Genomic DNA, 11,511 nt, shown 5'->3' on the forward strand with positions numbered 1-11,511 from the left:
CCAGTAAAAAAATCGCTAACTTATTCATTTAATTCCCCAGCTCACTTTCTTTATAATATCCCTACCCTAACCAACTCGAACTAGCAGATGCTTTAAGCGTACCTGAGTTTCGACTGCCTCTACTATCTATTTTTTCAAAATTGATAAAAAGATGAAAAAAACGTCCAACATAACGATTTTCTATTAAGAAGAATAGAGACACTGCTCAAAATTATTCCAAAAAATAGAAGTAGGAACTTTAGAGATTTTCAAAATTTCGGAGGTGATCCGATCAAAATTTAAGGATAGATCAGTCAAAATCAAATCGTATTGATTGATTAATTGATAATCAATAGAAAAAACGTCCTTTTCATAGATATCAATATTTTTTAAAAATGGATGCTTATGTAGAATCAAATTTTTATATAAAAGAGATAAGCCAACTTCTTGAGAACTTAATAATAAAATCGACTTCTCTTGTATTTTGGGTTCAATCATTCGTAACAAATCATTTGAAGAAATGATTAATTCGAGTAATAATTCTTTATGTAATAGTTCGCTTTGCTCGACAAAATTTAATTGCGCAATTTGCAAAGATTTTTGATAGGCTTGCCAGATCTTAGGATTGTTCTCCATCATTTTTTTATAAAATATATCGGCATAGCTTACTTTGAAGATGGCTAATTCTTTATAAAAATTGATAAAATCAAAAAAATATTCGATTTCCGTAGTGTTGATCGGCATATCAATTGCTAATAGACTGTAAAAACTTTGAAGAAACCTTTCAATATTCTGCTCTAATCTCTGATCACGATGTTGGATCTCTGTAAACATTAGGCCAAAATAGGAAGTGAGAATATTGGAAACATTTTTTTGTGTGACATTGAATTTATATTTTTGACTCATCAACGTACAAAAAACTGTATCACTTTGGATGATCTCCAAGATGGTACCTACGATCTGCTCGTTGTCGATCAATTCTTTCTCAGGAATAAGATGTTTATTACCAATTCGAATAATCGAAGAATAAATATAATACACCGAATAAATCACTTTTGGTGTACTAATTGTTCTTTTTTGTACCTTCAAACAACGTCTGAGCATCTGATAAATCGTATCGAAGTAAGGAAATTCTTTTACTTTATAAATTTCCTTGAACATACTAGCAAATAAACGTCGAATCTCGATTTCATTTCCAGTGATCGTTAATTTGTTCTCTAATTTAATTTGGACATTGATTTTTTCTTTCAAGAAATATGTATTCATTTTGACAACGATCCTGCGGATACTCGTTTTACTTAAAAATAATTTCGTCGCAATCTCAGATAGAGAAGGTTCTGTAATGAATATGTACTTCAAAATTTTCACATTTGTTGAATTATTAAGTATCCTGACAAATATATCATCCAAGTTCAATTTCTTTGGTATCGAAAGCGATACCTCTTTGTACTGATTGGTTTCAATACGAGCTGGAAAACAAGCCGTATTAAAACTATCGATATCTGCCGCAATCGTCTTATCTGTAATACTCAATTCTTTGGCTAGGTTACTAATATTCGATGGCTCAATATTTAGCAAATAAAGCAATGAAATTTGTCTCTCTAATTGTTTCTCAAGTACACCCATAATCAACAAGCTCCTTTCATTTTAAAAACCTATACTGTATCGTACAGCTTTTTCGATAATTTCTTAATATTAGTTTTTCTGTTTTATAAAAAACATGTTCAATAATCACATTGCTCGGATGTTATAGTTAAAGATTTGTAAGTGAAATAGACCATTTAGTCCATAGATACATGTTATTCTTAATTTTTTTTGTTCGATAAAAAAATTTAACTCATAGAAATAAAAAACATGTATCAGAAAACTTTACTTTCATGTGGATCAAATGACCACTTCTAGTTATTTAGGTTATCTTATGCTTTTTTTTATTTAATAATGTCTATTAAATAAAAAAGGTAATCTTACTTTAAAATAACCATTGAATATAACAAAAAGAAAAACTCGAATAATTAGAAAAATATGATAAAATAATGTTTATAAAATTAATAAAGGGTGTGAAAAAACAGGTTTTCTATTTTTAGAAGATCTGAAAAGTATGATAAAACGAACAAATATGCTTGAAAAGACTTCTGAAAGGCAGATTAAACTAGCTTTACTCTTAGGCATGGCTGCCATTGACTGTTCGACTTTAGCAGAACAACTTGGAGTAACAAAAAAAACTTTATTGTCCGATATTGTGTTTTTTAACCATACATATTCACCAGTACGCATCAACACCGATAAATATCAAGTAGCTTCTTTACTATTACCACCAGAGATCAATTTGGAAGATTTAATCAAGCAAATACTCAATCAATCAACAAATGTACAAATACTACAGACGATTTTTGAAGTAGAGCCAACGTTATCTAAATTAGCAAATAAATTATATTTAAGTGAAACAAGTATTCGCCGGATCATTACAAACATCAATACTTATTTCAGCGAGATCAATGCGCCATTATCCATACATATCTCCTCAAAACTCAAAATTATTGGGGATGAAAGTTACATCAGGCAATTCTTCTGTAGTATGTTTCGTGAGCAATATACACCACAACAATTGCCCCATTTTTATCATATCTTCGATGTGTTACAACGTTACTATAAAAAGCAAGCAACACATCAAACAATTAGTACATATAAAGTGATTATAAATAGTTTTTATCTTTACACAGCAATCATTCGGATTGGACAAGGTCATTTGTTACCACCAAATCAAGAAAAGCCAATCATCGATCCTTCTTTTTTTGAAATAATAAAAAATAATACTGTGTTTTGTTCAATCATTGAAAAAGAATACGGTTTCAATGTGACAACCACAACTGTCTCAAATCTATTAGAAAAAAAAATCTATTTCCCTTGTGTTCAGTCAGCACCTAATAGTCCGGGGGAATATCAACGGATTCGACAATTTTCGGAACACTTTTATCGTTCCTTATCCCAAGACTTCTCTTTGAATCAAGAAGGTATTCAGAAATTGAATGATTTAATCAATTACAATAAAAACCGACAATTCTTTAAAACAACGTATCTACAGATTTTATCTGAAATCCTATTTACGCATTCGCCTCAGATACTAAAAGTATATAATCAAGCCATTGACTATGCTGGATTAATGATGATCAAACGGAATCAATTACTCTATGAAGAGTTACTATTAGAATTGATTTCATTGTCACCTGCTTTACTGACGACCGTTTTTCCTTACAAAAAGAAGGTGTCTATCTTGATTGTTTCTTATCAGGAAGAAAGAACACTTGCACTGTATAAGCAACTGTTATTCAAAAAAATCCCTGTGATTCATAGGATCCATACATATACTGATAACATTTTTCAAGTAAACTACGACACAGTCAATCAATATGATTTAGTTTTAACAGACATCGAACTGAACCAAGCTAAAACGAAAGCTAAAATAATTAAAATTTCTAAAATACCAACAACCTCATTTTGGAATAACATTGAAACAGTTCTTTATACATAGTTTTATCTGCATAAATCAGAAAAAGCAGACGGATATTCCGTCTGCTTTTTCGATATGGGTATTTCCTCAACTTACTAACGACTTAACGCATTGTAACAAATTCTTCTGCACCTGTTGGATGGATGGCTACTGTATTGTCAAAATCTGCTTTGGTTGCTCCCATTTTGATCGCTACTGCAAAACCTTGTAACATTTCATCGACACCTACACCGATGGCATGCAGCCCAACAATTTTTTCTTCTTCACCCACACAGATCAATTTCATTTCACATTTTTGTCGATAATCGTTTAAAGCAAAATACATTGGCGTGAATCGTGAACGATAGATTTTCAATTGTCCTTCACCGTATGTCGCCAACGCTTGCTCTTCGGTCAATCCGATAGTTGCAATCGGTGGATGAGTAAAGACGACTGTTGGAACTAAATCATAGTCTAAATAAGAATTTTCTTTTCCATTGAACAGCCGCTCGGACAAACGACGACCTGCAGCAATCGCTACTGGCGTCAAGTCGATTTTACCAATTACATCACCGATGGCATAAATGTGTGAATCGGTTGTATTTTGGAATTTATCCACTTTGATAAATCCTTTTTCATCTAATTCAACGTTCGTTTTTTCGATGCCTAATGCATCTGTATTCGGTACACGTCCGCCAGCAAATAACACACACTCTGCCATTAGTGTTTCCCCATTTTCAAAGATAACGGTGTAGACATCCCCGTTCTTTGTTATTTCACTAGCCGTAAAGTTTGCATAAGTGTGGATTCCTGCTTCTTGATACATCTCAATCAAGTTATCAGATAACATTTTATCAAACGTACGTAATGGACGTTCTTTACGATACGCCCACATCACTTCACTTCCCAAGCCATTTAACACACCTGAAAGTTCAGCTGCAATGTAACCAGCACCTAATACGATCGTCGATTTCGGTAATTCTGTCAATGCAAAAAATCCGTTTGAATCAATGGCATATTCACCGCCAGGAATCGTCATCTTGCTTGGTTTTCCACCGGTAGCAATCAAAATATGATCCGCTTGATAGCTTTCACCGTTTACTTCGACGGTTTGACTATCTACAAAGCGAGCATATCCTTTGATTGCTTCAACGTTATTACTATCTAAGCCTCTTTGATAAGCGCCATGAAGGAAATCAATGTATTTCTCACGCTTCTCTACCAGTTCTTTAAAGTCAACATGTTTGACACCTGCTTGGATACCATAGCTTGAAGCATCACGTTCGATCGTTTCTAAGATCGTACTTGCTTGCCACATGACTTTTTTTGGAACACATCCGACATTGACGCATGTGCCACCTAGTTCATTGCCTTCAATCAATAATACTTTCGCTCCATGCATACCGGCACGATTCGCTGAAGCAATGCCTCCAGATCCTCCGCCAATGACAATATAATCATATATTTTCATCTTGTTCCTCCTTTTAGCAGCTGATACTATATTCTACCGCTTATTTTTTAATAAACTTTTTTATCAGCTCTTACAAAAAATAAGTGTAGCACGTTTCTAGTCATTCTGTTGACGAGATGCTCATTTCGCTTGATTGCTTAAAAAATTATTTTCTTTTTCTAATCATATCTCCAGGTTTAACTGGTTGTGTGACTGGCATGGTCAAAATCATCATAGGATTTGGTGCGCGATCAATGGATTCTCCTTCTTCATTGTGCATCACTTCAACCATTTGACTGAAGTGAGTAAAACCAGGCCCATAAAATTCGATTTCATCCCCTACAGAAAAGAGGTTTCTCTGACGGATTGTCGCTTGTTTCGTCTCCTCGTCATAAGATAAGACTTCTCCGACAAATTTATACACAGGGATCTTACGACGTTCACCAAATAATTGTTCATTTTCGCTAGGTGTATCGTAATAAAATCCTGTTGCCAGTTCTCGTTGAGCTACTTTCCATAATTCATCGATCCATTCTTGTTTGCAAACATAGTTTTCAGGATCTTCCATATAACTATCTACAGCTGCTTTATAGACATTTGCGACAGTTGATACATAATGGATCGACTTCATTCGACCTTCGATCTTAAAACTATCCACGCCATTTTCAATCAAGTCAGGAATATGTTCGATCATCGACATATCTACTGCACTCATCGAAAACTCTTCTTCGATTTCGCCAGCATCTGTCAAAGAGTTTCTCTCTTGTCCAAATGGCAAATCATACAATTCATATTTCCAACGACAAGATTGTGAACAGCCTCCACGATTGGCATCACGCATTGACATATGATTCGACAACGTACAACGTCCTGAATAAGAGATACACATTGCTCCATGAATAAAGGCTTCAATCTCTACATCAGTATGTCGACGTATCTCAGCAACTTCTTCCATCGAAACTTCCCGAGCTAAAACTACACGTTCCAAGCCTTCTTCTTTCCAGAATTCCAATGTTTCATAGTTGGTAGCAGAAGCTTGAGTCGATAGATGGATAGGTAAGCCAGGGGCTTCTGTGGCACAGATCTCAATAAGTGCTGGATCAGAGACGATCACTGCTGAAATCCCCACATCGCGCAGGTTACGGAAAAATTCACCAGCTCCTTCGTCATTTCCTTCATGTGTGACCATATTTGCTGCTACATACACTTTCGCTTGATGCTCTTTTGCGAATGCAACGCCTTCTGCCATTTCTTCATAGGTAAAGTTTCCTGCGCGGCTACGTAACCCATAAGCATTACCACCAATATACACAGCATCTGCGCCATAATGGATAGCTGTTTTTAGTTTTTCAAGCGTGCCGGCTGGTGCTAAAACTTCCGGACGTTTTAATTTTCTTTTTGTTGTCATTTTATTTCACCATACTCCTTACTTGATAGATTCAGGATCAATATAAAAGAAACCTGTATCAAGTCCTCGATTTGTTGGATGTAATCCGATGATCTTATTCGTCATCTCTTGCGCTAAGGTTTCTGTCCATGTGTCTGCTAATAATGCTTTTTTTGCCTCAACAAATAATTTAGTGATCTCAACAAATGCTTCACCAGGCGTAAAAACGCCATCTAATTTCCAGGAACGGAAATGATGGGCATAAAGCTGTGGGAGTTCATTACTTAAATTGATATCATTATTCGCAAAAATATGCGTACCATGTGAATCTTCATAAATCGAATAATGTGTATCTTCTTTTTTAGGTTCAGCGAGAAAGAGTCCTCTTTCACGATCTTTTTTTTCGTCCTGTTGCGTGTAGTTATAGTAATTCTGTAATAGTGGACGTTTCGATTGATGGATGCATGTAGCTCCATACACAAGTGTTTCCACAGGAATCTGTAACTTATTTTCCATTTCTTTCATCTCATCAAATGGCACTTCACGTGCTAAAACAGCAGAAATCGCCCCTTTTTTTGCCCAAAAATTGATTTGACGTGCACTCGTAACCAATGTTTCTGCATCAAAAACATAAGGGATACTCAACTCTGGATTTTTTCTCATGGTATAGATAATCCCAGTATCACCAACTGTGATCATGTCCACATTGATTTCTTTTAAAAATTGCAGATACTCTGGAACTTTTTTCATTTTTTCAGGATGAATGATCCCATTGACAGCTATATTTACTTTTTTACCGTACCGATGTGCCAGCGCAACTAATTCGCGTTGTTCTTCTCTTGTAAAAGAAGCTGGTAAGCGTAGGCCGAAGCGTTCTTCCCCAAAATATAAGGTATCCACTCCTGCTTCAAGCAATTCTTCTGCTTGTTTCATTGATTCTATAGTAGTTATGATTTCGATCATCATTTCCTCCTCCTACAACTCCATAATAGTAGCACAGCTCTGAAAACTTTCCAATACTTCTTACATTTATTATTGATTGTAACGATACTGTAAAATAATTTCTGTCTTATCAATTGTGTCCCTATTGATTTAGAAATAACCCTTTAGAAAAAACAAAAAGGGAGTGGGACATTCGTTCACCTCCCTCACCTATAACCGAATAAACGGCGGGAACAGAAGTAACCTCTTCGAAAATAAGGCGCCATCCACAAAAATTTGAAAAACAATTTCGTGGATGGCGCCTTATTTCTCGAGGCTGAACACTTCTGTCCCGACCTCTTCTGGCTTGTCTATCAGAGCTAGCTATTTCTGTTGCAATCTTACTCTATCATTATACTTTAGCAGTTATTTTCTTAGGTTCACGCACATTCACTGTGATTTTGCCCTTCGAAGCGCCAACAGTGATTTGATCGCCTAAATGGATTTCTCCTCCAAGCAGAGCTTCGCTCAAACGATCTTCTACTTCTTTTTGTAATGCCCGTCTTAGTGGTCGTGCACCATACTCTGGATCAAAACCGACTTTCCCAATCACATCAACTGCTGCTGGCGTGATTTTCACTAAGATATCTTGTTCTTTCAACCGTTTGACGACCGATTGGCTCATGATTTGAACAATCGCATGGACTTCATCTTTTGTTAATGAATGAAAAACGACTGTCTCATCAATACGGTTCAAGAATTCAGGACGAAAAGCTTTCTTCAGCTCTTCAAGTATCCGTTTTTGCATCGCTTGATGATCCTTAGTAATATCTTGGACGTTGAATCCAACATTTTTTTCCTCACGGATTTGAGTAGCACCAATATTAGAAGTCATGATCATGATCGTATTTCTAAAGTCTACTTTTCTTCCTTTCGCATCTGTTAAATGACCGTCATCTAACACTTGTAATAATAAATTGAAGACATCTGGATGAGCTTTTTCCACTTCATCTAGCAAGATAACTGAGTAAGGTTTTTGACGAATTTTTTCCGTCAATTGTCCACCTTCATCATAACCCACATAGCCTGGAGGCGAACCGATCAAACGACTCGTACTATACTTCTCCATAAATTCAGACATGTCGACACGAATCAATGCGTCCTCTTCACCAAACATTACTTCTGATAATGCTTTCGCAAGTTCTGTTTTTCCGACTCCTGTTGGACCTAAAAACATGAAGGAACCAATCGGGCGATTTGGATCTTTTAAGCCACTACGCGCCCGTCTGATCGCACGAGAAACAGCTTTGACTGCTTCATCTTGTCCAACAACACGTTCGTGAAGCAATGCTTCTAATTCAAGTAATCGTTGACTTTCTTTCTTTTCTAACTGTTGCAATGGTACACCTGTCCACTCCGAAACAACAGTAGCTACATCTTCTTCAGTCACTCGATCCGCAAAGCCATTTTTATGTTTTGCTTCAATCGCTAAACGTTTTTCTAGTTTTTTCATTATGCTTTTTTCTTGTCTACGTAAATGCGCAGCTGTTTCAAAATCTTGTTTTTGAATCGCCTGTTCTTTTTCTTTATTCACTTGATCGATTTCTTGTTTCAGTATCGCCGTTTCTGACAAATCGTCCGCTTGTTCCAATCGAACTTTCGCTGCCGATTCATCAATCAAGTCGATCGCTTTATCTGGTAACTGTCTGGAAGTGATATATCGAACAGAAAGATTGACTGCCGCTCGTACTGCTTCATCGGTAATCTCAACATGATGATGTTCCTCATAGCGTGAACGTAAACCACGTAAGATTTCTTCCGCTTCATCTGCTGTTGGTTCATCTACTTGGATACGTGCAAAGCGTCGCTCCAATGCCGAGTCTTTTTCAATATATTTTTGGTATTCATCTAATGTTGTCGCACCAATCGTCTGTAATTCTCCACGTGCTAACGCTGGTTTCAAAATATTCGATGCATCGATGGCACCTTCTGCACCACCAGCACCAATCAATGTGTGTAATTCATCAATAAAGAGAATAACTTGACCATCATGATAAATTTCATCAATGACTTTTTTCATTCGATCTTCAAATTCTCCACGATACTTCGTCCCAGCGACTAACGCCCCCATGTCTAACATCATCAACCGTTTTGCTTTCATCTCTTCAGGTACTTCACCTAAAATGATTTTTTGAGCCAACCCTTCTGCAATCGCAGTTTTACCGACCCCAGGTTCTCCAACTAAAACAGGATTGTTTTTTGTTCGGCGACTAAGTATCTGGATTAACCGTTTGACTTCTCTTGAACGCCCTACGACTGGATCTAATCTGTTTTCTTTTGCTAACTTAGTTAAGTCTCTAGCTAATGAATCTAACGTAGGAGTACCTTGTGTCATTGTCCGCTTTTCTTGTGGATTTCGACGGCGAATACCACCGGTACTCGTGTCCGTACCCATCGTACGCTTCAAAGACTGACGAACTTTGCTCAAACTGATTCCTAAGTTGATCATGATACGAGTAGCCATGATACTCTCATCTTTTAGTAGACTAAGTAAAATATGCTCAGTCCCCACTTTTTTTGCACCCATTTTATTTACTTCGCTATTTGCCAAAGCAAAAGTTTGTTTCATTCGAGGAGAATAAGGAAGAAATACACCTTTTGCATAAGTTTTCACTGTACCATAACCGACTAAATGCTCGATTTCTTCATAAATATCTTTTTCATTCAATTTCATATCTCGTAATACTTTCCCAGCAATCCCGTTGGGTTCGATCACTAAAGCCAATAATATATGTTCTGAACTTACCGTTTGATGTTTGAAGCGTTTTGCTTCTTCTTGGGCAATTTCTAACACACGTTGTGCTCTTTCTGTAAATATTTCTGCCATTTAAATTTCACTCCCCGTCTTCATAGCTTAATCGTTCTAAAAAGGCTCGTAAGATTCGAGCACGCGTATAATCTTCTGTCTCGTTGATGTTCAATGTATTTTTAGCAATCGCACTCAACATCAAGTTTCCCTCTTTTTTGGTAATGATTTGGTCTTCATATAGTTTCTGAATAATGGCGTAGGCATTTTTTTCATTGATTGTTTCGCCAAATAGCAAGTTGATTCGTTCAAGCATTTGTTTTTTATCCGACATCCTCACTTTAGCAATGCGGATATACCCACCACCACCACGTTTACTCTCAACCAAATAGCCACGTTGAATCGTAAAACGTGTATTGATCACATAATTGATTTGTGAAGGAACGCAGTTAAATAGATCTGCCAATTCAATCCTTCGAAGCTCGATCATCTCGTTTTTTTCCAGGATCTTTTTTATATATGATTCAATTAGATCCGAAGTATTTTGTTGTGCCATCCCACTCATTCCTTTGACTAATATTGACCTTAATTATAGCGAATTTACAGGTAGAATGAAAGGAGAACGCTTGTTAGATATTTGATTCGAAGAATAACGATAAGCGACGATTTTTTTATGTAAATAAAAAAACTAGGAATTCAATGAAGTCCCAGTTATTCCAACGCGCCCAAGAGGAGTCGAACCCCTAACCTTTTGATCCGTAGTCAAACACTCTATCCAATTGAGCTATGGGCGCATATTCAATTAATTAAAAATAATCATACAATAGAACGTATAACTTTGCAACAAATAAAAAAAATCGGGAAGACAGGATTCGAACCTGCGACCCCTTGGTCCCAAACCAAGTGCTCTACCAAGCTGAGCTACTTCCCGAAAAAATAAAAAGACTACGCGCCCAAGAGGAGTCGAACCCCTAACCTTTTGATCCGTAGTCAAACACTCTATCCAATTGAGCTATGGGCGCATATTTGTAATGCCGAGGACCGGAATCGAACCGGTACGGTGATCACTCACCGCAGGATTTTAAGTCCTGTGCGTCTGCCAGTTCCGCCACCCCGGCGCGTAGTACATTGGCAAAGCGGAAAACGGGGTTCGAACCCGCGACCCCCACCTTGGCAAGGTGGTGCTCTACCACTGAGCTATTTCCGCGTATTTACGATGCCGGCTAAAGGACTTGAACCCTCGACCCTCTGATTACAAATCAGATGCTCTACCAACTGAGCTAAGCCGGCGTAAAAAAATAGAATAAATCATATGATGCGGGTGAAGGGACTTGAACCCCCACGCCGTAAGGCGCTAGATCCTAAATCTAGTGCGTCTGCCAATTCCGCCACACCCGCAAAAATATGAGCCGTACAGGGCTCGAACCTGTGACCCTCTGATTAAAAGTCAGATGCTCTACCAACTGAGCTAACGGCTCATA

7 protein-coding genes and 8 tRNA genes are annotated in these 11,511 nt (G+C 37.1%); 1 reads left to right on the forward strand and 14 read right to left on the reverse strand.

Features of this window, described 5'->3' with window-relative positions; translation table 11 throughout:
- Positions 1-183 precede the first annotated feature (183 nt).
- Positions 184-1,605, reverse strand: a complete 1,422-nt coding sequence (locus CYK55_RS13190; protein WP_034689522.1) for a helix-turn-helix domain-containing protein — start codon at positions 1,603-1,605, stop codon at positions 184-186.
- 472 nt (positions 1,606-2,077) lie between these two features.
- Between CYK55_RS13190 and CYK55_RS13195 the strand changes: the two genes are divergently transcribed.
- Positions 2,078-3,508 (forward strand): helix-turn-helix domain-containing protein, encoded by a 1,431-nt coding sequence (locus tag CYK55_RS13195; RefSeq protein WP_126134418.1) that lies wholly within the window; start codon positions 2,078-2,080, stop codon positions 3,506-3,508.
- Between the two features lie 82 nt (positions 3,509-3,590).
- Here CYK55_RS13195 and gor read toward each other — a convergent pair whose 3' ends face one another.
- From gor to CYK55_RS13265, 13 genes are all read right to left on the reverse strand, one after another.
- Positions 3,591-4,937, reverse strand: a complete 1,347-nt coding sequence (gene gor / locus CYK55_RS13200; RefSeq protein WP_034689525.1) for a glutathione-disulfide reductase — start codon at positions 4,935-4,937, stop codon at positions 3,591-3,593.
- Positions 4,938-5,082: 145 nt separating this feature from the next.
- Positions 5,083-6,324: a peptidase U32 family protein gene (locus CYK55_RS13205; protein WP_019723386.1), complete on the reverse strand. Its 1,242-nt coding sequence runs from the start codon at positions 6,322-6,324 to the stop codon at positions 5,083-5,085.
- 18 nt (positions 6,325-6,342) lie between these two features.
- Positions 6,343-7,266, reverse strand: coding sequence for a peptidase U32 family protein (locus CYK55_RS13210; RefSeq protein ID WP_034689553.1), 924 nt, complete (start codon positions 7,264-7,266; stop codon positions 6,343-6,345).
- 370 nt (positions 7,267-7,636) lie between these two features.
- The gene (locus CYK55_RS13220) at positions 7,637-10,111 is read right to left on the reverse strand and encodes an ATP-dependent Clp protease ATP-binding subunit (RefSeq protein WP_034689529.1); all 2,475 of its coding nucleotides are present in this window, start codon (positions 10,109-10,111) and stop codon (positions 7,637-7,639) included.
- Positions 10,112-10,118: 7 nt separating this feature from the next.
- The gene (locus CYK55_RS13225; protein ID WP_010733901.1) at positions 10,119-10,586 is read right to left on the reverse strand and encodes a CtsR family transcriptional regulator; all 468 of its coding nucleotides are present in this window, start codon (positions 10,584-10,586) and stop codon (positions 10,119-10,121) included.
- Positions 10,587-10,750: 164 nt separating this feature from the next.
- Positions 10,751-10,824, reverse strand: a tRNA-Arg gene (locus tag CYK55_RS13230).
- A 63-nt stretch (positions 10,825-10,887) separates the two neighbouring features.
- Positions 10,888-10,961: transfer RNA gene (locus CYK55_RS13235), tRNA-Pro, on the reverse strand.
- 17 nt (positions 10,962-10,978) lie between these two features.
- Positions 10,979-11,052: transfer RNA gene (locus CYK55_RS13240), tRNA-Arg, on the reverse strand.
- A 10-nt stretch (positions 11,053-11,062) separates the two neighbouring features.
- Positions 11,063-11,148, reverse strand: a tRNA-Leu gene (locus CYK55_RS13245).
- A gap of 17 nt (positions 11,149-11,165) precedes the next feature.
- Positions 11,166-11,237, reverse strand: a tRNA-Gly gene (locus tag CYK55_RS13250).
- A gap of 10 nt (positions 11,238-11,247) precedes the next feature.
- A tRNA-Thr gene (locus CYK55_RS13255) sits at positions 11,248-11,320 on the reverse strand.
- Positions 11,321-11,346: 26 nt separating this feature from the next.
- Positions 11,347-11,428 (reverse strand) — tRNA-Leu (locus CYK55_RS13260).
- Positions 11,429-11,435: 7 nt separating this feature from the next.
- Positions 11,436-11,508 (reverse strand) — tRNA-Lys (locus CYK55_RS13265).
- Positions 11,509-11,511 lie beyond the last annotated feature (3 nt).

This window comes from Enterococcus mundtii (assembly GCF_003957375.1).
Lineage (GTDB): Bacteria > Bacillota > Bacilli > Lactobacillales > Enterococcaceae > Enterococcus_B > Enterococcus_B spodopteracolus.

Excerpts from the sequence above, each read along its gene's own strand:
- gor (WP_034689525.1), bottom strand. The coding sequence starts at position 4,937 with ATGAAAATATATGATTATATTGTCATTGGCGGAGGATCTGGAGGCATT.
- CYK55_RS13190 (WP_034689522.1), bottom strand. The coding sequence starts at position 1,605 with ATGGGTGTACTTGAGAAACAATTAGAGAGACAAATTTCATTGCTTTAT.
- CYK55_RS13220 (WP_034689529.1), bottom strand. The coding sequence starts at position 10,111 with ATGGCAGAAATATTTACAGAAAGAGCACAACGTGTGTTAGAAATTGCC.
- CYK55_RS13225 (WP_010733901.1), bottom strand. The coding sequence starts at position 10,586 with ATGGCACAACAAAATACTTCGGATCTAATTGAATCATATATAAAAAAG.
- CYK55_RS13205 (WP_019723386.1), bottom strand. The coding sequence starts at position 6,324 with ATGACAACAAAAAGAAAATTAAAACGTCCGGAAGTTTTAGCACCAGCC.
- CYK55_RS13210 (WP_034689553.1), bottom strand. The coding sequence starts at position 7,266 with ATGATCGAAATCATAACTACTATAGAATCAATGAAACAAGCAGAAGAA.
- CYK55_RS13195 (WP_126134418.1), top strand. The coding sequence starts at position 2,078 with ATGATAAAACGAACAAATATGCTTGAAAAGACTTCTGAAAGGCAGATT.